The organism is Actinoplanes sp. NPDC049548, assembly GCF_040676695.1.
GTDB lineage: Bacteria > Actinomycetota > Actinomycetes > Mycobacteriales > Micromonosporaceae > Actinoplanes.
Window position 1 is genome coordinate 7,341 of the sequence record NZ_JBFAPM010000028.1, and the last position, 22,753, is coordinate 30,093.

Consider the following 22,753-nt stretch of genomic DNA (forward strand, 5'->3'; position numbering starts at 1 on the left):
TCAGGATTTTGCCGGGACCTGTGACACTGCTGTCGTGACGAGGACCAAGATCGCCTGGTGGCAGCTGCTGCGCATCGCCCTCATCGTGGGCTGGATCACGTGGGCGGCGCTGACGTGGTGGACCACCCCACGCGAGGCGAGCCTCGCCCACGCCCGGCAGGACATCGCCGCCGACCGGGTCGTCGACTACCAGTGGGGCAGCGAGTGGCGCAAGGACTCGAGCCTGCTCTGGCCGTCGAACCCCGTCCTCGAGTCGGGCGCCCACGACCGGATCTTCCTCTGGGAGACGCCGGACGGGCGCAGCTACTACACCGACGGCGACGACGCGCTGCACCAGGCGACCACGGCACTGAACGGCCACCACGGCAGCGCCCTTCCCACCATCGCGAGCGGGCTGGCCATCGCCGGGGTGCTGCTGACGCTGTGGGCGCTGCTCTCCACCGATCCGGTCACCGGCACCAAGTGGTTCTGGTTCTGGATCCTCACGCTGCTGCCGTTCGGGGTGGGCCTGCTGTGGTGGCTGGCCCGCGAACGCCCGTGGGCGCGCGACGTCCGGCCCCGCGAGAAGCGACACCGCTGGTACGCCGGGATCGGCTACTCCTTCCTGGCGGGGCTGGGCCTGAGCATCGTGCTGATGCTGCTCCGCGCCTGGCTCGGCGACGGGGTCATGCCGATCGTGGGCTGAGCGCCGCGGCCAGCAGCGGGCCCAGGCGTTCCAGGGTGGCCGGGTCCAGCAGGGCCGAATGGGTGACGGGCAGCTCGTGCACCGTCATCCCCCCGGTCGACGGCCGCCACGCCGGGGCTGCGGGACCGCTGAAACCCTGCTCCGGCACGGTGGCCTCGACGAAGAAGACCTCGCCCGGGTACGCGGGGTACGTCGCGGCCGCCATCAGTCGGTCCGCGGCCAGGTAGCTCTCCAGGACCAGGCCGATCTGCTCGTCGGTGAGCGCGGCGATGCTGCCGCCGGCCGCCCGGACGAACGCCACCGCCTCGGTCATCGTCAGCTCGCCGTCCGGCACGGCGTAGCCCATTTCGGCCAGCAGCCCGGCGACGGTGGACGGCGTCTGCACCGCGTCGCGCCGGGCGTCGAGCATGCCCACGAAACTCACCGTCCGGCCGCGGCGGGTCAGCTCCGCGGCGACGCACAGCGCGAGGGCGCCACCGAAGGACCAGCCGAGCAGGCGTACGGGCCCGGCCGGCTGAAGGCGTTCCACGGCGTCGGCCTGCTGGGCCGCCAGCGCGGTCATGCTCGCCGCCTCTCCGCCGGACAGCAGCGGCGACTGCAGGCCGACCAGCGGCATCGGCAGGTAGCGTCCGAGGCCCGCGAACTGCCAGCTGAGCCCGCTGGCCGGGGCGAGGCAGAACAGCGGCGGCTCGGTGCCGGCCGGGCCCAGCGCGAGCACCGGCGCGAGCGCGTCACCGGCCGGGGCCTCGCCGGTGAGCAGCCGGGTGACCCCCGCGACCGTCGGCGCGGTGAAGAGCCGCGCGACCGGGATCGCGGTGCCGAACTCGCGGCGCAGCGCCGTGGCCAGCCGGACCAGCAGCAGCGAGTGCGCGCCGAGGGCGAAGAAGTCGTCGTGGACCCCGACGTGCGGCACGCCCAGCACGTCGGCGACCAGCCGGGCGACGGCCGCCTCGGTGCGGGACCGGGGCGCCGCCGGTCCGGTCCCGGCCGGCACCGCGACGTCGGGCAGCGCGTTGCGGTCCACCTTGCCGTTCGGGGTCAGCGGCAGCTCGTCCAGCACGTGGCAGGCGGCCGGAACCATGTGGCCGGGCAGCGCCGACTCGAGGAGCCCCGTCAGCGTCGACTGCGAGAACGTGGCCGTCACGGTCAGGTACGCGACCAGCCGGTCCCCGCGCGCAACGACGACAGCCCGGGTCACGTCGGGGTGTGACAACGCCACGGCCTCGATCTCACCCAGCTCGATGCGGTAGCCGCGCACCTTCACCTGATGGTCGGTGCGGCCGAGGTACTCCAGCCGTCCGGCGCGCCACCGGGCCAGGTCGCCGGTGCGGTAGAGGCGCTCGCCGCCGGGTGCCGCCACGAACCGGGACGCGGTCAGCGCGGGACGCCCCAGGTAGCCGCGGGTGACCTGGGTGCCACCGAGGTACAGCTCGCCCGCCACCCCCGGCGGCACGGGCTGCAGGCGGTCGTCCAGAACGTGCGCGGTGGTGCCGGGCAGCGGCGTGCCGATCGCGCCGTCCCAGTCGGCGTCCACGTCCCCGGCGGTGGCCCACACGGTCACCTCGGTGGGGCCGTACAGGTTCGTGACGCTCGCCGCTCGGGCGTGCAGGTCCCGGGCGAGGGATACCGGCAGCGCCTCGCCGCCGACGAGGGCCCGCACCCCGCTCAGGTCCACATCGGACGACTCGAGCAGCGCCGCCCAGAGCGAGGGCGTCGCCTGCATCGCGGTGACCTGCTCCCGCTTCACCAGCTCGGCGAGCAGCAGCGGGTCCCGGACCTCGCCGGGTGAGGCCAGCACGATCGTGCCGCCGGCCCGCAGGGTGCCCATCAGCTCGAGGACCGAGATGTCGAACGACAGCGTCGTGACGGCGAGCATCCGCGTACCGGGCGGCAGCGGCGCCGCGGCGAGGAAGGCTTCCAGGTCCCGGCCGGTCACCACGACGCCCTTGGGACGACCGGTCGACCCCGACGTGTAGATCACGTACGCGGCATGCGCCGGATCCCGGACCACCCGTGGCGCCGCCGCGGGTGTGACAGCGGCCAGGAACGCCTCATCGATGACGACCGTCGGGCGGGCGTCGTCCAGCATGAACTGCCGCCGGGCGGCCGGGAACGCCGGATCGAGCGGCAGATAGGCGGCACCGGCCTTGGCCACGCCCAGCACCGCCACGACCAGATCGGCCGAGCGGGGCAGGTGGATGCCGACAATGCTCTCCGGGCCGGCGCCGCGGGCGGCCAGCGCGGCGGCCACCGCGTCCGAGGCCCGGTCCAGATCGGCGTAGGACCAGCGGTTCCCCTGCGCCACCAACGCCTCGCCGTCGTGCCGGGAGAGGCCGGTGTGCCACGGCCCTCCCGGGGCGGCGGCGGGCTCGTACCGCTCGATCTCGGCGAGGTCGTCCGAAGTCAGCAGCGGCACCTTCGTGACCGGCAGCGCCGGATCCGCGGCCAGGGCGGACAGCAGCACGCCGAGGCGGCCCAGGAGGCGGTTCGCCGTCGTCGCGGTGAAGCGGTCGGCGTCGTACTCGCAGGAGACCTCGACACCGCCGGGGCCCGCGTCGACGAAGGTGACGTTGAGGTCGACCTTCGGCTCGGCGACATACTCCGGCGCGGCGAGGACAGGCAGGCCGAGCACCGTCCCGGCATCCGCGGGCCGGTGGAAGTAGCCGATCATCGCCTGGAAGAGCGGGTTGCGCCCGGGCACCCGCGGCGGGTTGACCAGCTCCACCACCTGCTGGAACGGCACGTCGGCGTGCTCGAAGGCGGCCAGGTCGGCGGCGCGTACCCGGCGCAGCAGCTCGGTGAAGGACGGGTCGCCGGACAGGTCGGTGCGCAGCACGATCGTGTTGACGAAGAACCCCACCAGGTCGTCGAGCGCCGCGTCTCCCCGGCCCGACGTCGGGCTGCCGATCGGGATGTCGGTGCCCGCGCCGTGCCGCGACAGCAGCGTGGCGAAGGCCGCGTGCAACGCCATGAACAGGCTGGCGGACTCGCCGCGTGCCACCTCCCTCAGGCGGTCCACGAGGTCGGCGGGCAGAACGGCCGTCGCGAGGCCGGCCGGGCGTTTCGTCACGCCGCGGGGCCCGTCCGCGGGGAGCGTGATCTCGTCGGGCAGTCCGCGCAGCGCCTCGCGCCAGAAGTCGCCCGGCGTGCCGGTCAGCGAGAGCACGTAGTCGGCGTACTGCACGGGCAGCGGCTCCCATTCCGGTGCCCCGCCCGCAACACGGGCGCTGTATGCGGTGCTGAGGTCGTTCAGCAGGGGGCGGTCGGACCACTCGTCCATGGCGATGTGGTGCAGCACGAGGGCGAGCACGGTGGTGTCGCCGTCCTCGGTCACCGACGCCCGGATCGGCAGGTCCGCCGACAGGTCGAAGGGCCGGGCGACGAGATCCGCCACCGGCGTCCCGCGTTCGACGGGGACCGCCGCCGGGGCGGGAAGGATGTGCTGGGCGGACGCGCGGATCACCGTACGCAGCACCTCGTGGCGGGAGACCACGTCGGCCAGCGCCCGGGACAGGGCCGGCACGTCGAGACGGCCGGCGAGGCGGACCAGCAGGGGGTAGGCGTAGGCGCTGGAGCCGGGGTCGAGCTGGTCGAGCAGCCAGAGCCGCTGCTGCGCCGGGGACAAGGGGAGCACCTCCGGGCGTACCCGGGCGGTGAGGGCGGCCCGCGCCGGGCCGGCGGCGACCCGGGCCAGCCGTTCGGGCGTACGCGCATCGAACAGCGCCCGCAGCGACAGGTCCCCGCCCAGCTCGGCCCGCACCCGCCCGATCAGCCGCAACGCGGTCAGCGAGTGCCCGCCGGCGTCGAAGAAGTCGTCCTCGACGCCGAACGACGGCAGCCCAAGCACCTCGGCGAACAGCTCGCACAGCCGGCGTTCGCGGTCGTCGGCGGGTGGCCGGGAGGCGGAGGCCACGGGTACGGGCACGGGCAGGGCGGCCGTGTCGAGCTTGCCGTTGACGGTCAGCGGGAGGGCGTCGACCACGGCGTACAGCGAGGGGACCATGTAGGACGGCAACCGCTCCCCCACCGCCGCCCGCACGTCCGCTGGAGCGACGTCGCCGACCAGGTACGCGTGCAGGTTGCCGTCGCGGGCCAGCACAGCGGCCTGCCGGACGCCCGGCACCGCGGCGACCGCCGACTCCACCTCGCCCAGCTCGATGCGGTAGCCGCGGATCTTCACCTGGTCGTCGGTGCGGCCGAGGAAGTCGAGGTTGCCGTCGGGGCGCTCGCGGACCAGGTCGCCGGTCCGGTAGAGCCGGGTGCCGCCGGGACCCGCGACGAAGCGCGACGCCGTGAGCCCGGGCCGGTCGAGGTATCCGCGGGCCAGTCCGGCGCCGGCGATGTAGAGCTCGCCGGGCACACCCGCGGGCACGGGACGCAGCCAGCCGTCGAGCACGTACCCGGTGGTGTTGAGGATGGGACGGCCGACGGTGGCGGTGGCGCTGTCCGCCGTACCCCCGCCCAGGGTGTTGATCGTGTACTCCGTCGGGCCGTAGAGGTTGTAGCCGGTCACGCCGTCGGTGTCCCGCAACGTCGCCCAGAGCTTCTCGCTGACCGCCTCACCGCCGAGCAGCACCAGGCACGGCCGGTGCTCGCCGGCCAGCAACCCCTCGTCGAGCAGGGCCTGCGCGTAGGTCGGCGTGAGGTTGACGACGTCCACGCGGTGCTCGGCGCAATAGGCGACCAGCGCCCGCCCGTCGCGCCGCAGCTCCTCGTCGGCGATGTGCACGTGGTGGCCCTCGACCAGCCACAGCAGCTCCTCCCACGACATGTCGAAGGAGAAGCTGACCGTGTGCGCGATGGTCAGGACCCGCTCGCCGGCCGCCGGCCCGAAGATCTCCACCCGGTGGTTGAGCTGCATGTTCGTCAGCCCTCGGTACGGCGTCACGACGCCCTTGGGCGTGCCCGTGGACCCGGACGTGTAGATGACGTACGCCGGCCGGTCCAGGCGTCCGGGCGTGCCCGGGGCGAAGTCGGCGAGCCACGGCTCCCCGACCTCCCGGTAGAGCCCGGCCAACGAGTCGAGCACCAGCAGCGGCCGCGCGTCGTCGATCATCGCCTGCCGCCGCGCCGCCGGCAGGTCCAGATCCAGCGGCAGGTATGCCGCACCCGCCCGCAGCACCGCGAACAGCGCCACCACCATGTCGATGCCCCGCGGCAACGCCAGCGCCACGATCCGCTCCGGCCCGGCACCGCGGGCGCGCAGCCCCCGGGCGACCGCGCTGACCCGGCCGTCCAGCTCGGCATAGCTGAGCGTGACACCGTCATGGGTGAGCGCCGCCGCGGTCGGAGTACGCGCCGCCTGCCCGGCCAGCATCTCGGCGATCGTGACGTCCGGGATCTCCATGGCCACACCGGTCTGCGGCGCGGGCCCGGGCAGGGCGACCGAGGCGACGGGCGCATCGGCGTCGAAGCCGGTCAGCACGGCGCTCAGCCGGTCCAGAAGGGACTGTGCCTGCTCGGCCGGGACCACGTCCGGGCGGTACTCGAGCCGGATGCGCAGGGCACGGCCGGGGGTGGCGACCCAGGTGAGCGGATAGTGCGTGGCGTCGACCGCCTCGACGCCGACGATGCCGTGCTCGGCCTCCAGGTCGGTGAAGGTGTCGTCGTCGAGGAAGTTCTGCAGGACGTACAGGCTGTCGAAGAGCGGTCCGCGGCCCACGGCCCGCTGGATGTCGCCGAGGCCGACGTACTCGTGGGCCATCAGCTCGATGCGCTCGGCCTGGACGCGCCGCAGCACCTCGCGCACCGGTTCGGCCGCGCCCAGGGTGACGCGCTGCGGCACGGTGTTGAGGAAGACGCCGACGACCTGCTCGATGCCGTCCAGGTCGGTGGGGCGCCCGGCCACGGTGGTGCCGAACACGGCCTCCGGACGGCCGGAGGCGTGGCCCAGCACGATGCCCAGCGCGGTGCTCAGCACGGCGTTGAGGGTGACGCCGGCGGCCCGGGCCTGGTCCGCCAGGTGCGCGGTCTGCGCCTCGGTCAGCTGCAGGGCCAGGCTCTTCGCCAGCACCGGCCGGGTGCCGGCGGCGGCTGGATACAGGATCGTCGGCTCCGCCCCGGCCAGGGCGCCGGACCACGCCCGCAGCGATGCCACGGCGTCCTGCCGGGCGATCCAGTCCAGGTAGTCGGTGAAGCTCGCGCTCTTCTGCGGTACGGGCCGGCCGGCGTACGCGCCGAACAGGTCGCGGAGCACCAGCTCGCGGGACCAGCCGTCCCAGAGGAGCAGGTGGTAGGTGAACAGCAGCCGGTCGCGCCCGCCGGGGAGCCGGACGACGGTCAGCCGGGCGAGCGGCGGCTCGGCCAGGTCGAAGGGGCGGGTCCGGTCGGCGGCCAGCACCGCGTCGAGGTCCCCGGGGTCCTCGATCACCTCGACGGTCACCGGGACGTCGCGGCGCAGCACGGCCCGGCCCTGATCTCCGAAGGCGAGCCGGGCGGCCGGGTTCGCGGCGAGCACGGCGGCGAAGGCCCGTTCGAGGGCGGGCACGTCGAGGCGGTGGTCCACGTCGAAGGCGTTCTGCGCGATGTAGACGTCGGCGTCGCCGGCCAGCTTCGCCTCGAAGTACAGGCCCTCCTGCAGCGGCGACAACGGCCACTCCCGCTCGTCCGCAGGGGCCAGCTCGGCGGCCCAGCCGTCGGCGATCGCCCGGGTGGCGTCCAGGCCCAGGCCCTCGTCGGCGTACGTGAGGACGGCGTGCAGCTCGTCCCCCCGGGCCGCGACGTCGATCTCCAGCAGGTACGGCGTATCGGGACCCGCCGGGACCCGGATGTCCTCGTCCGCCGGGGACCAGTCGGCGTCGGAGTCGCTGAAGCGGCCCAGGTAATTGAAGAGCACCTGCGGGGTGCCGAGGCGGGCGAGCGCGGCGGCGCTGCGCGGGTTCACGTAGCGCAGCAGGCCGTAGCCGAGCCCGTCGCCCTGAGGCAGGTCCGGGAGCCGGACCGGGGCGATCGAGGTGAACCAGCCGACCGTCCGGGACAGGTCGGCGTCGCCCAGGTCGCGGCCGTGCCGTTCCAGGTCCACGACCAGGTCCTCGTCGGTGCCCCGCCAGCGGTTCACCGCCGCGTGCAGGGCTCGCAGCAGCGTGGCGGTGACGTCGCCTCTCAGCAGGGCCGGGTCGACCGGGAAGCGCAGCTGGTGGTCGCGGGTCGGCCCGGGGGCGACCACATCCGGCTTGAGCTCGCCACCGGGTGCGAGAGTGCGCTGCCAGTGCGGGAACTCGGCCAGGCGGGCGGCGGTGCCGGCCTCCTCGGTGAGCATCCGGGCGAACGACCGCAGGGAGGTGCCGACCGGGTCGAGCGCCGCGCCCTCGTACGCCTGCCGCAGGTCTTCGACGAGGATGTGCCAGGAGACGCCGTCGACCACCAGGTGATGGGCGACGAGCAGCAGGCGGCGCTGGTGGGGAAAGAAGACCGCTTCCAGGACGCGCCCGGTGTCCGGGTCGAGCCGGTCGACCGCCGCCTCGGCCGCGCGCCGGATCAGCGCCGGATCCGGTCCGTCCACAGTGGTCAGATCGACGTCGCCTTGGGCGCGAACTTCCTGGGACCAGAGCATCGGCGCCGGGCGGCTGAGCGTGAGCCGGAGCGCGTCGTGGTGCGCGACGAGCTTGTCGAGAGCGGCCTGCAGGCGGGCCGGGGTGGCGTCGGATGGAGTCCGGAGCACGTCGGACTGGTGCAGCCGGTTGATGTCGCCACCGAGCTCGGCCAGCCGGTGCACGATCGGCAGCAGAGCCACCTCACCGACGCCGTCGTCGGTGCGGGCCGGGGCGGCACCGGCGCCGGCCAGTCCTGCCGGGGTGCGCTTGAGGAACACGTCGCGCGGGGAGATCCTGGCGCCACTGCGCTTGGCGCGGTTCACGAGCTGGATCGCCATGATGCTGTCGCCGCCGAGGGCGAAGAAGTCCCCGTCGGCCGGCACGTCGTCCAGGCCCAGCACCTCGGCGAACAGCCCCCGCAGCGCCGTGGTCGCCGGGCTCTCGCCGGTGGTCTCGACCGCAGCCGGTGTCACCGTCCGGGCCGGGGCCGGCAGAGCATCGCGGTCGAGCTTGCCGTTCACCGTCAGCGGCAGCGCGTCGAGGGTGACGAACGCGGCGGGAACCATGTAGTCCGGGAGCACCGTGGCGAGATGCGCGCGGATCGCGTCCACGTCCGGCCGGCTGCCGGCCCGCGCCACCAGGTATGCGACCAGCCTGCCGTCGCGCACCACCACCGCCGTGTTGGCGATGCCGGGAAGCGCGAGCAGTGCCGCCTCGATCTCGCCGGGTTCGATGCGGTAGCCGCGCACCTTCACCTGGTCGTCGGAGCGGCCCAGGTAGACCAGGTCGCCGTCCTCCCAGCGGGCCAGGTCGCCGGAGCGGTAGAGCCGGCCGGGGCCGAACGGGTTGGCGACGAACCGGGAGGCGGTCAGCGCCGGGCGGTCCAGGTACCCGCGGGCGAGCTGCTCGCCGGCCACGTACATCTCGCCGGTCACGCCCTCCGGCACGGGCTGCAGGTACGCGTCGAGGACGTACACCGCGAGGCTGGGCAGTGCGGTGCCGATGACGCTGGGGCCGCCGACGTCCGCGGGGCCGAGCGAGCGGAAGGACACGTGCACCGTGGTCTCGGTGATGCCGTACATGTTGACCAGGCGGGGTTGCGGGTTGCGCTCGAACCAGCCCGCGAGGCGGGACAGGTCGAGAGCCTCGCCGCCGAACACGACGTAGCGCAGCGGCAGCCGGTCGGGCTCGGCCGCGTCCGCCTCGATGAGCGGGTAGAACGCCGACGGGGTCTGGTTGAGGACGGTCACCTTCTCGTCGCGCAGCAGCGCGCGGAACCTCTGCGGGTCCCGGGCCACGTCGTGCGGGACGATGACGAGGCGGCCGCCGTGGAGCAGCGGGCCCCACAGCTCCCAGACCGAGAAGTCGAACGCGTACGAGTGGAACATCGTCCACACGTCGTCCGGACCGAACGCGAAGTGGCGTTCCGCGGCGGCGAACAGGGCATGCACGTCGCGGTGGGTCACCAGTACGCCCTTGGGCTTCCCCGTCGAACCCGACGTGTAGATCACGTACGCCGCGTTGTCCGGGCTCAGCGCCACCTCCGGACGGGTCGCGGGGCGGCCGGGCGCGGCGACATCGCCCTCGCCGATCACGCAGACCGGCCGCGAGTCGTCGAGAATGTACTGCTGCCGGGCCGCCGGGGCCGCAGGGTCGACGGGTACGTAGCAGCCGCCGGCCTTGACCACCGCCAGCAGCGCGACGACCAGGTCCTCCGAGCGCGGCAGGCGGACCGCGACTCGCGACTCGGGCCGGACGCCGCGGGCGATCAGCTCGTGGGCGAGCTGGTTGGCGCGGGCCTCGAGCTCCGCGTAGGTGAGCGTGCCGACGGCGACGGCGGTGGCATTTTCCTGTGAGATATCCAGAATGCCGTCTGCCGAGACGTCGATCGCCGTGGCAGCGAAACCGCCGAGGGACACGGCGGAGACGGGACGGTCCAGGCCGTCGATGAGCTGGTTCACGAGACAGGCCACCTGGTCGGCGAGGCGCTGGGCGGCATCCGTGCCGATCGCCGCGTCGTACTTGATCTCGAGGGTGAGGCGGTCGCCCGGGAACGCGACCAGGGACACCGGATAGTGGGGTGAGTCCGTACCCGTGAAGCCGCGCACGCCGAGGCCCTGCGCGTCACCGCCGTCGACCGGAGGGAAGTTCTCCACGACGACCATGGAGTCGAACAGCTCCCGCACACCGGCGAGCCGGTTGAGCTCGGCGAGGCCGACCTGCTGCACGTCGAGCACGTCGGTCTGCTGCTCCTGCAGGCGGCGCAGCACGTCGCCGAGCGGCTCGTCCGGGCGCCACGCCATCGGCACCGGCACGGTGTTGATGAGCAGGCCGACGATCGACTCGACGCCGGGCAGGTCGCCGCCGCGGCCCGACACGGTGGAGCCGAACACGACCGCGTCGCGGCCGAGCAGCCGGCCCAGCAGCAGCCCCCACGCGCCGTGGACGAGCGTGCTCACGGTGATGCCGGCGGCCCGCGCCGCATCGGTCAGCTCGTCGACCCGGTCGACGTGGGCGAACGCGCTGTCGTGCTGCGAGACCGTGGTGATGTCCGGGTACAGCGCGGTGGGTTCGACGCCGGCGAGGGCGGCACTCCACGCCTCGCGGGCGGCCTCGCGGTCACGGCTCACCACGGACTCGACGTGGTCGCGGAACGTCGTCACCGGCGGGCTCAGCTCCCGCCCGTGGTACGCCGCCACGACGTCGGAGAACACCAGCGGGTACGACCACCCGTCGGCGAGGATGTGGTGCATCGTTTCGACGAGCCGGTGCTCGGTGGCGCTCAACGACACGAGCGCGTAGCGCAGCACGGGCGCCTTCGCCAGGTCGAACGGCTGCGCCAGCTCCTCAGCCGCCACCTCGTCGAGACGCTCCGGCGCGCCGGTCAGGTCGACCTCGCGCCACGGCACCTGCACGTCGGCGTCGATCACCTGGACGATGCGCCCGTCGCGTAGCTCCCGGAAGGAGGCGCGCAGGGCTTCGTGCCGGCGGACGGCCGCCTCGACCGCGGCGCGCAGCCGGGCCGGGTCGACCTCGCCGGTGAGCTCGGCGATCTGCTGGACCGCGTACGTGTCCACATCGGAGGTGACCGCGTGGAAGTACATGCCCTCCTGCAGCGGCAGCAGCGGCAAGATGTCCGCGGCACCGGCGAAGGCGTCGACGTCGTCCTGGGTGAGGGACACGAGCGGGAAGTCCGACGGGGTGTGCCCGCCGACGTCCGTGGCGGCCAGCTCGCGCAGGACCGCGGTCCAGTGCTCGGCCAGCGCGATGATCCGCTCCTCGGCGAACAGACCGGCCGGCCAGGACAGTGTCGCCTCGAACGCGTCGCCGGTGGCGTGGGCGTTGATCTCCAGCGGCATCGCCGGGTTCGCCGGGTCGACGCCCTCGCGCAGCGGCGCCGCCTGGGGCCAGTCGCCGGCGCCGTCTCCGCCGAAGCGGCCCAGGTAGTTGAAGAGGATTTCCGGTGCCGGGCCGAAGTCGTGGTCGTGCAGCCAGCGCAGGGAGCCGTAACCGAGCCCGTCGGCGGGCACCGCCCGCAGCTGTTCCTTGACCGCGCGGACCGCGGCGGCGAGGTCCGTGGTGGTGCCCGGGTCGAGCCGGACGGGGTGGATGGCGGTGAACCAGCCGATCGTGCGGGACAGGTCGAGCCCGCCGCTGCGGCCGTGGCCCTCCAGGCTGACCAGCACCGGCTCGTCCGAGCCCCGCCACCGGTTCACCGCCACCGCCAGGCCGGTGAGCAGCACGTCGTTGACGCCACCGTGGAAGCTCGCCGGCACGGTGGTGAGCAGCGGAACGGCCACCTTCGCCGGCAGGCTGACGGTGACCGAGCGGACGGTCGCCGCGGTGTCGACCACCGGGTCGGCCGGACGGTCGCCGAGCGGCACGCGCGGCCCGGCCAGCATCGTGCGCCAGAACTCGGCCTGATGCGCATACGTCGGCTGGGCGGCCGCGAACGTCCGGAACGATGCCCCCACCTGGGGAAGCTCCTCGCCCCGCCAGGCCCGGCGCAGATCCTCGGTGATGATGCGCCAGGAGACGCCGTCGACGACAAGGTGGTGGATGACGAGCAGGAGCGTGCGCCCGTCCCAGGCGGCACGCAGCATCACGCCGTTCGCCGGGTCGAGGCGCGCCACCTCGGCGGCCTCGTCGATCGGCCCCTCGGTGACCAGCCCGGCGGCGCGCAGGCCGGGTGCGGGGACGTGCAGGGTGCCGTCGAAGGCGGCGCGCAGCAGGTCGTGGCGGTCCACCAGCGCCTGCAGGATCACGTCGAGCCGGTCGCGGGTCAGCGCGGCCGGGGTGTGCCACGCCATGGACTGGTAGAAGTGGCCCAGCGGCGTCGCCGACTTCACCGTCTCGGCGAGCATCGGGGTCAGGGCCACGTCACCGAGGCCGTCGTCGGTTACCGTCGCGACGGTCGCGGCGGGCAGGGCGGCAGCGAGGGACTGCACGGTACGCCGGCGGAACAGGTCGCGCGGCGTCACGTGCATCCCGGCCTTGCGCGCCCGCCCAGCGACCGCGATGGACGAGATGCTGTCCCCGCCGATCGCGAAGAAGTCGTCGTCGATGCCGACCTCGGGCAGCCCCAGCACGTCGGCGTAGATGCCGGCCAGCACGCGTTCGCGCTCGTCGCGCGGGCCGCGGACGGCGGACAGGATCGGGGTCGCATCGGGCAGCGCCTTGGCGTCCAGCTTGCCGTTGACCGTCAGCGGCAACGCATCGACGGTGGCGTACAGCGACGGGACCATGTAGGACGGGAGCCGCTCGCTCAGCGCGGTACGGACGTCGGCGGGGCTCGCGTCGCCCACGAGGTAGGCGTGCAGCTTCCCGTCGCGGGCCAGCACGGCGGCCTGCCGGACGCCGGGCACCGCCGCGACGGCCGTCTCCACCTCACCCAGCTCGATCCGGTAGCCGCGGATCTTCACTTGGTCGTCGCTGCGGCCGAGGAAGTCCAGGTTGCCGTCCGGCCGCTCCCGAACCAGGTCACCCGTGCGGTACAGGCGCGTACCCTCCGGGCCGGCGACGAACCGCGACGCCGTCAGCACCGGGCTGCCGAGATACCCGCGCGCCAGTCCCGCGCCGGTGATGTACAGCTCACCGACCACCCCGGCCGGTACCGGGCGCAGCCAGGCGTCCAGCACGTACCCGGTGGTGTTGAAGATCGGCTTCCCCACGGTCGGCGTGGGGCTGTCGGCCGTACCGGCGCCGAGGGTGTTGATGGTGTACTCCGTCGGCCCGTACAGGTTGTAACCGATGTCGCCGAGCCGGGACCAGACCGCCTCGCTGACCGCCTCGCCGCCGAGGAGCACGAGCCACATCCGGCGGCCGTCCAGCAGCCCCTCCTCGAACAGGTGGTGCGCATAGGTCGGGGTCACGTTGACCACGTCGATGCCGTGACGGTGGCAGTAGGCGACCAGCGCTGTGGCGTCGCGCCGCAGCTCCTCGTCGCAGACATGCACCTCGTGGCCCTCGACGAGCCAGAGCAGCTCCTCCCACGACATGTCGAAGGAGAAGCTCACGGTGTGGGCGATCCGCAGCCGCTCGACGCCGGCCGCCCGGGCCCGCGCCACCGTCGGCCCGAAGATCTCGGCCCGGTGGTTGAGCTGCATGTTCGTCAGACCCCGGTACGGCGTGACGACACCCTTGGGCCTGCCCGTGGAACCGGAGGTGTAGATGACGTACGCCGGATGGTCGGGGTGGACCGCCGACCGCACCGGCCCGCCGTCCACCGCCACACCGTCCAGAGAGGACAGCACGAGCAGCGGCCGGGCGTCGTCGATCATCGCCTGCCGCCGCTCCGCCGGAAGGTCGAGATCCAGCGGCAGGTACGCGGCACCCGCCCGCAGCACGGCGAACAGCGCCACCACCATGTCGATGCCCCGCGGCAGCGCCAGCCCGACGATCTTCTCGGGGCCGGCACCGCGCGCGACCAGCCCGCGGGCCACGGCGTCGATCCGCGCGTCCAGCTCGGCGTAGCTGAGCCGCTGCGCGCCGAAGACCAGCGCGGTGAGATCGGGCGTCCGGGCCGCCTGCGCCGCGAGCATGTCGGCGACGGTCTCGTCCGGGATGTCCGCCGCGACCCCGGCCAGCGGACGGCCCGTACCGACGGCGAGCGAGCCGGCCGGGACATCGAGCCCCTCGGCGAGCAGCCTCAGCACCGTCACGAGATCGTCCACCATGTCACGCGCGGCGGATGCGGTGATCACGTCCGGCCGGTACTCGAGCTTCACCCGCAGGTTGGCGCCCGGCGTCAGCACCCATGTCAGCGGATAGTGCGTGGTGTCGGTGTACTCGACGTTCACGATGCCCTGCGCGGCCTCGAGGTCGTCGAAGGTGTTGTCGGCGAGGAAGTTCTGCAGCACGTACAGGGTGTCGAAGAGCTGGTCGTGCCCGGCCGCCCGCTGGATCTCGCCCAGGCCCAGGTACTCGTGCGGCGCCAGGTCGATCCGGTGCTGCTGGGCGCGGCGGGCCAGCTCGGCCACGGTCGTGCCGGGGGTCGCGGCGACCCGGGCGGGCACGGTGTTGAGGAACAGGCCGATGACGTTCTCGATGCCGGGCAGGGCGGTCGGCCGCCCGGCCACCGTGGTGCCGAAGGTGACGTCGCCCCGGCCGGTGCGGTGGCCCAGCACCAGGCCGAGCGCGGCGGTCAGCACCGAGTTGAGCGTGACCCCGGCGCGGCGGGCCTGTTCGTTGAGCCTGGTGGTGACCGCGGTCGGCAGCGCCGCGAGGACCCGTTCGGACAGCACCGGCTCGCGGCCGGCCGCCTCCGGCACGACGATCGTCGGCTCGCCCAGCGCCGCCTTCCAGGCGCCGGCCGAGGCGTCCCGGTCCTGCGCGGCGATCCACGCCAGGTAGTCCCGGAAGCCGGGCCCGTCGGTGGGCAGCGCGCCGCGGGTGCCGCGCGAGTCGTAGAGTGCGAACAGCTCCCGCAGCACCAGCTCGCGCGACCAGCCGTCCCAGAGCAGGAAGTGGCAGGTCAGCAGCAGCCGGTCGGTGCCGTCGGGGTTGCGGACGACGGTGACGCGGATCAGCGGCGGGTCGGTCAGGTCGAACGGCTGCTCCCGGTCCGCGGCGGCGATCTCCTCCGGGTCGCCGCCCTCGACGACGGTCACCGCGGCCGGCACCCGCTCGGCGATGACCTGCCGCGGGCGGGGCTCACCGACGAAGGACGCCCGCAGCGTCGGGTGCCGCTCCAGCAGGGCGGCGAAGGCCAGCTCCAACGCGGGTACGTCGACACGACGGTCCAGGTCGAACACGTTCTGCGCGATGTACGTGGCCGCGCCGTCCTCGTACGTCGCCTGGTAGTACACGCCCTGCTGCAGCGGCGACAGCTCCCACACCTCGTCCGGTGCGGCCGGTGCCACCTCGGCCACGGTTCCGTCCGCGGCGGCGGCGACCGCTGCGGCCGTACGGGTACGGAAGACGTCCTGGGTGGACAGCACGATGCCGTCGCGGGCGAGAAGGTTCACCAGGCGGATCGCGCTGATGCTGTCGCCGCCCCGGGCGAAGAAGTCGTCGTGCACCCCGACACCGTCGGCGCCGAGCACCTCCGCGAACCGGGCCAGCACCTCGGCTTCGCGCCGGGTGCGCGGCGGTTCGCCGGTGGAGACGACCGGGTCCGGCAGGGCGCGCCGGTCCCGCTTTCCGTTGGGCAGCAACGGTACGGCGTCCAGCACGGTCACCGTCGCCGGCACGAGGTACGCGGGCAGCTCCTCACGCAGGGTGGCCAGCAGGGCATGCGGATCCAGCCGCTCCCCCGCCTCGGGTACCACGTACCCGTGCAGGCTGGAGGTGCGCGCCACCGCGACGGCCTCGCGCACGCCGAGCCGCCGCAGCAGCGCGGCCTCCACCTCGGCCGGCTCGACCCGGTGCCCGTTCACCTTCACCTGGTCGTCGTTGCGGCCCAGGAACTCGACCCGGCCGTCCGTCCACCGGCCCAGGTCGCCGGTGCGGTAGAGCCGTTGCCCCGGCGTGAACGGGTCGGCGACGAACCTGGCCGCCGTGGCCCCGCTCTGACCGCGGTAGCCGCGGGCGAGCTGCACACCGCCGACGTAGATCTCCCCCACCGCGCCGGGCGCCACCGGTTCGAGGACGGCGTCGAGCAGATACACGCGTACGCCGGGCACCGGACGGCCCAGCGTCACCGTCTCGCCCGGCGCGACGGTCCCGACGAGCACGTCCCCGGTGTTCTCCGAGGCACCGTACGAGTTGACGAGCTCGGCCTCCGGCGACGCGGCGGCGAGGCCGGCGACCGTCCCGGCGTCCAGCGCCTCGCCGCTGGTGATCCACCGGCGCAGGCCGCGGACCCGCTCGGGGGCGGTCTCGGCCAGCGCGGCGGCCAGGCCGGGCACGGCCAGCAGCTGGGCGGCGCCGGACTCGGCGACCAGGCGGGCCAGCAGCACACCGTCGGCGGCCGCGGCCTCGTCGGCGACGACCACCGTGGCGCCCGCGACGAGCCCGCCGAGCAGCTCGGTGGTGCCGTCGATGAAGCTCATCGAGCTCTTGGCCACCCGGATCTCGCCGTCCCACCGCTCCCGGGCCCAGGCCAGGCGGTTGGCGAGGGCGCCATGGGTGCCGACGACGGCCTTGGGACGCCCGGTCGAGCCGGAGGTGTAGATCACCGACGCGGCGTCGAGCGGCCCGACGGCCACGGCCGGCGCCGCACCCTTGGCGGTGCGCAGCCGCAGGACCGGGATGTCGTGCGGCGGCAGGGCACGGTTGCTCGAGTCGTCCACCAGCACGCAGACCGGCCGGGCGTCGTCGAGCATGAGCTCGATGCGCGCCGCGGGATAGCCCGGATCCACCGGCAGGTACGCGGCCCCGGCCCGCAGCACGCCCAGCAGCGCCACGGGCAGGTCCACCGTCCGGCGGGTCGCCACGGCCACCACGTCACCACGGCGTACGCCGGCAGCGTGCAGCGCGGCGGCCACAGCGCCCGAGCGCTCCCACAAGCCCGCATAGGAAAGCTCGGTGGCACCGGCCCGGACCGCGATCCGGACCGGGTCGACAGCACCGATCATCTCCGGCACGAGCGGGTCGGTCGCCGCGTCACCACCGGCACCGAGCGCCAGCACCTCCGCCCGGTCCATGGCGGGAAGCAGGTCCAGCGCGGCGACCGTGGTGGTGACGTCAGCCGTCAGGACGCGGACGTACTGGTCGAGCAGGCGCGCGGCGGCCGCCGGCTCGAGCCGGTGGGTGAGCGTGACGGCGAGCGTGTCGCCCGGCTTCACCATGACGGTGACCGGGTAGTGCGGCGCCTCGAAGACATCGACGCCGCTGATCCGCGGCCCGTCGCCGTCCGGGGCGTCCGGGGCCGGGTAGTTCTCGACGACCACGAGCGTGTCGAACAGCTCGGGCAGCCCGATCCGGCGCTGGATGCCGGCCAGGGAGGTCTGCTCGTGCTCGACCACCGCGCGCTGGTCACCGGCGAAGCGGGCGAGCACGTCGGCGACGGACTCGGCGCCGGTCCAGCGGACCCGGGCGGGCACCGTGTTGATGAGCAGGCCGGCGATCGCCTCGACGCCGGGCACGTCCCCGCCGCGGCCCGACACGGCGGAGCCGAAGACCACGTCGGAGCGGCCGGTGACACGGCCGACGAGCACACCCCACGCGGCGGCGACGACGTTGCCGACGGTCACGCCGTGGCGCTGGGCGACGGCCTGCACGGCCGTGCCGTCGACGGTGACGGTGATGCTCGCTGCGGGGCCGGTCGCGCCGGGGGCCAGCAGGGTCGGCTCGGTGACGCCGTCGAGGAGCCGGGCGTACGCCTCGACGTCGCCGATGCCACGGCGGGCGAGGAAGTCGCGGAACGACGGCGCCGGGGGAAGCGACCGTCCGGCGTACAGGGCGAGCAGGTCGCCGAGCAGCAGCGGCACGGACCAGCCGTCGGCCACGATGTGATGCACGGTCTGCACGAGGACGTGGCGGTCGGCGGCCACGCGTACGAGGGCGTACCGCATGCCGGGCGGGCGGGACAGGTCGAACGGCTCGGCCCGTTCGGCCGCCGCGACGGCGTCCACGTCGCCGGCGACCACGTACCGCCAGGGAGCCTCGACCGGGCCACCGAGCACGGCCACCACCTCGCCGTCGCCGGCCGGGCGGAAGGCGGCGGCCAGGTTCGGGTGGCGCTCGAACAGGGCGGTCGCGGCCCGGTGCAGGCGGTCCGCGTCCAGAGGACCGTCGAGGTGGATGAGCTGCTGCACCACGTACGGGTCGGCGCCCGGCTCGTACGTGGCATGGAAGTAGATCCCGGCCTGCAGCGGCGTCAGCGGGAGCACGTCGCGCACGTCCGGGCCCAAGCCGTCCACATCGGACTGGCTCAGCGCGACGAACGGGAAGTCGGACGGTGTGTGTCCGGCGACGTCCGGGTCGTGCGCGATCGCGGTGAGCAGCTCGGTCCAGCGGTCGGCGATGGCCCGCACCCGCTCGCGCCCGAGCACCCGGCCCGGCCAGCTGAACACCGCGGACAGCGTCGCGCCGACGGTGACGGCGTTGACCTCCAGCGCCCGCGGCAACGGCATCCGCGGGTCCCGCCGCTCCACCACCTCCTCGCCGTCGGCGAAGCGGCCGAGGTAGTTGAACAGCACCTGCGGCTGGACCGCCAGCTCCGAATGGCCCGCCAGGTAGCGCAGGGCACCGTACGAGATGCCATGATGCGGCACGGCCCGCAGCTGCTCCTTGACGGCCTTGACCGCTGCGGCGAGCGGCAGACCGGCGACGTCGAGCGGCACCGGGAAGAGCGTGGTGAACCACCCGAACGTCCGCGAGAGGTCGAGGTCCGCGGTGTCCTCCTCGCGGCCGTGGCCCTCCAGCTCCAGCAGCATCGGCTCGTCCGGCGAGACCGCCAGCACGAGCGCCGCCACGAGCGCATCGTTGACCCCGCCGTGGATCGCCGCCGGCACCGTGCTCAGCAGCCGGCCGGTGACGTCCTCGGGCAGGGTGACGGTCAGCGTCTCCTCGGTGGCGACGGTGTCGGTCTTCTCCAGCCGTGCCAAGGATTTCACCGGCGTCCGCGCGGCCCTTGTCCAGAACGGCAGATCCCCGCTGAAGTCCACGTCGCGCAGGGCCGACGCCCACTGCCGGAACGAGGTCGGCGCGGGGGCGATCGGGAGGCCACCGCGCAGGTCCTCGGCGAGGACCCGCAACGAGACGCCGTCCACGATCACGTGGTGCACGGCGACGATCAGCTCGCCGCGCTCCGGCAGGGAGGAGAACGCGACGAGGCGGTCGGTGCTCAGCCGGGCGACGGTGGCGTCCAGGTCCTCGCCGGTCCGCAACACGTCCGCGGCCGTCACGGCGCCGACCGGGCGGACCGTCAGCACAGCGCCGTCGATCCACGCCCGCAGCACGTCGTGCGCCGCCAGCAGAGCGTCGATCACCGGCGCGATCGCGCCCCGCGGGGCCGCAAGCGTGACGGCCTGGAAGAAGCCTTCGAGCCCGTCACCCACCTCGTCCAGCCAGGCAAGAATCGGCGTCGGCGGCACCTCGCCGACCGCGTCCACGGCGACGGGCTCCGGCTCGGCGTCACCCACGACCAGGGCGAGCGCCGCCGGGGTCGGATGCGCGAACAGGTCCCGGGCGCGCAGGGAGAAACCGGCGCGGCGGGCGGCACGGACCGCGCCGATGGCCACGATGCTGTCACCGCCCAGGGCGAAGAAGTCGTCCTCCGCGCCCACGGCGTCGACGCCCAGAACGCCGGCGAAGACGTCGCAGAGCCGCGACTCGGTCTCGTTCCTCGGCTCCCGCGACCGGGCCGCACCCAGAACGGCGGTGGGCAGGGCACGGCGGTCGACCTTGCCGTTGGCCGTCAACGGGAACGCGTCGAGGATCATGAACGCGGACGGGACCATGTACTCCGGGAGCCGGTCCGCGCACCAGGCACGCAGATCCTCGCCGCCGGCGTCGGCGGACAGGGTCGCGTACCCGATGAGGTGACGCTCCTGGACGGTCACGACGGCCTGGCGGACCGCGGGGTGGGCCGAGACGACGGCCTCGACCTCCTCGAGCTCCAGGCGCATCCCGCGGATCTTCACCTGGTGGTCGGCCCGCCCGACGAACTCCAGGCTCCCGTCCCCGGTCCAGCGTGCCAGGTCACCGGTGCGGTACATGCGCTCGCCGCCGGCGCCGAACGGGTTCGCCACGAACCGGGAGCCGGTCAGCGAGGGGGCGTTGACGTAGCCGCGGCCGAGCAGGAAACCGGCCGCGTACAGCTCGCCGGTGACGCCCGGCCCGACCGGGTTCAGCTCGTCGTCGAGCACGTAGAGCTGGGTGTGCGGGTTGGGCCGCCCGATCGAGGTGGCGATGCGCTCCGCCGAGTCCCGGTAGATCACGTGCGAGACGCCGATCGTCGCCTCGGCGGGCCCGTACCCGTGGTAGAGCGTGGTGGTCAGCTGGCCCCGGAACCGCTCGAACAGCTCGGGCGTGAGCACCTCGCCGCCGCACCAGACATGCCGCAGCCCGTCCAGCAGGTGGGTGCCGCGGGCCAGCTGCAACAGCACGTCCAGCATGGAGCTGACAAGGTAGACGAAGGTCACGCCCTCGGCGGCGATGAGGTCGAGCAGGTACTGCGGGTCACGCTCACCGCCCGGCTCGGCGACGACGACGTACCCGCCGGAGACCAGCGGCAGCAGGATCTCGTTGACACTGATGTCGAACGACAGCGGCGCCTTGAAGAGCGTCGCGTCCCCAGGACCGAAGTGCAGGATCCGGTCGCGCTGCCACCGCAGCCGCTCATGGATCGCCTCGTGCCGGATCATCGCACCCTTGGGCCGCCCGGTGGACCCCGACGTGAAGATCACGTACGCGAGCTGCCCCGGAGCGACCGTGATCCCGGGCGCCTCGGCCCCGTGCTGGGGAACGTCGTCTGCGGTCAGGACGGTTTTCGCCCGGGCCTCGGCCAGAACCTGCTCGCGGCGCTGCGCCGGCCAGGCCGGGTCGACCGGCACGAACGCGGCCCCGGCGACCATGGTGGCCAGGACGGCGATGACCATCTCGGCGGAGCGCGGCATGCCGATACCGACCACGTCCTCGGTGCCGATGCCCCGGGAACGCAGGTCGCGGGCGAGGGCGTACACCCGGCCGCTCAGCTCGCGGTAGGTCAGCCTGGTGTCACCCGCGACCAGGGCCAGGGCGTCCGGGGTACGCGCCGCCTGCGCCGCGAACGCGTCCACCACGGTCGAGGTGGTCGCCGGGCTCGTGTGGTCGTTCCACCGAGCCAGCAACCCCGCGACGTCCTGAAGCCCTGCCGTCATCCCGCACCTCCGATGTGGAGCGCCCCGTCCGGACGCGCGTCACCGACGCGGAATTAGGTTAGCCTAACCTTCAGTTGGAGCCGCTTCCCACCGCGATGTGCTTGACGTAATCATTGCGTCAAACTATCATTTAATAGTGCTGTTTCCCACTCCGCAGGTGAGCTCGGCCGATGAGGGAGTTCTCGCCAGCATCGACGAGATGCGCGACAGGCTTCGTCATCAGGTGCAGGACCGCCCAGGTAAATGGGTGGCCGGTCTCCGGAAGTTCTTGACCGCTGACGCCGTCGCCGCGTCGAACTCCATCGAGGGCTTCCGCGTCAGCACACAGGACGTCCAGGACTTGATGGACGGCGAGCGGGACGTCGACGTGTCGGACGAGAACCGCGACGAGACCCTGGCCTACCAACGCATGATGACCTACGTGCAGTCCCTGCACGACGTGACCGACTTCGAGTACAGCAAGAGCCTGCTGAACGCCCTGCACTGGATGCTGCAGGGGCATCGCCACACGCGAAACAAACCCGCCGGGCAGTGGCGGGCCGGAGCGGTCTACGTCACCGATCCTCGCGATCCACGGGTCGCGGCATACACCGCTCCGGCCGCCGCCGACGTCCCCGGATTGATGGGCGAACTGGTCTCCTGGCTGAACACCGGCGACGAGGACACACACCCGCTGATCCGCGCGGCCATGGCGCACCTGCACCTTGTGTCCGTGCATCCCTGGGCTGATGGCAACGGTCGGATGTCCCGGTCGCTGCAGACTCTGGTGATCGCCCGGGAAGGTGTACTCGCCCCGGAGTTCTCCTCGATCGAAGCGTGGCTCGGCCGACCCGGCAACACCTGGGAGTACTACCGGGAGCTCCAGGGTCGCGGGGCCACCTACCAACCCGACCAGGACGTGTCCGGCTGGATCCGGTTCAACCTGACCGCGTACCACCAGCAGGCGCAGACCGTGCAGCACCGGATGGACCAGTCCGCCGCGGTCTGGGATCTGCTCACCAGCTTTGCCGACAACGCCGGGTTGGACGAACGAGTCGTCTCGGCGCTCCATGACGTCGCGGTCGCCGGACGCGTCCGCCGAACGAAGTACGAGCAGGCTGAGGGCCTCACCCTCCAGCAGGCCCAGCGCGACCTTCGCGACCTGGTCACCGCGGGCTTGCTCGCTCCCGTCGGGCGCACTCGGGCCCGCTACTACACCGAGGGGCCACGCTTCCCGGCGTCAGCATTGGAGCTGGCGCGCACCCCGTTCACCCTGTCTTCGCCCTACCCGATCGACTGACCAGCACTCC

The 22,753-nt window shown here is 73.4% G+C and carries 3 protein-coding genes; 2 read left to right on the plus strand and 1 reads right to left on the minus strand.

All coding sequences use genetic code 11. From position 1 onward, the window contains the following. Positions 1-34: 34 nt before the first annotated feature. Positions 35-685, plus strand: a complete 651-nt coding sequence (locus tag AB0J80_RS34840; RefSeq protein ID WP_364713645.1) for a hypothetical protein — start codon at positions 35-37, stop codon at positions 683-685. Here AB0J80_RS34840 and AB0J80_RS34845 read toward each other — a convergent pair. Then, entirely contained in the window at positions 666-21,464 is a 20,799-nt protein-coding gene (locus tag AB0J80_RS34845; protein ID WP_364713646.1) for an amino acid adenylation domain-containing protein, read from the minus strand. The genes AB0J80_RS34840 and AB0J80_RS34845 overlap by 20 nt on opposite strands. A gap of 136 nt (positions 21,465-21,600) precedes the next feature. Here AB0J80_RS34845 and AB0J80_RS34850 point away from each other — a divergent pair, with 136 nt between their 5' ends. Further along, the gene (locus AB0J80_RS34850; protein ID WP_364713647.1) at positions 21,601-22,743 is read left to right on the plus strand and encodes a Fic family protein; all 1,143 of its coding nucleotides are present in this window, start codon (positions 21,601-21,603) and stop codon (positions 22,741-22,743) included. The last annotated feature ends 10 nt before the right edge of the window (positions 22,744-22,753 follow it).

Bases quoted from the DNA above. Each gene is read 5' to 3' on its own strand.
- AB0J80_RS34845 (WP_364713646.1), bottom strand. From the start codon at position 21,464: ATGACGGCAGGGCTTCAGGACGTCGCGGGGTTGCTGGCTCGGTGGAAC.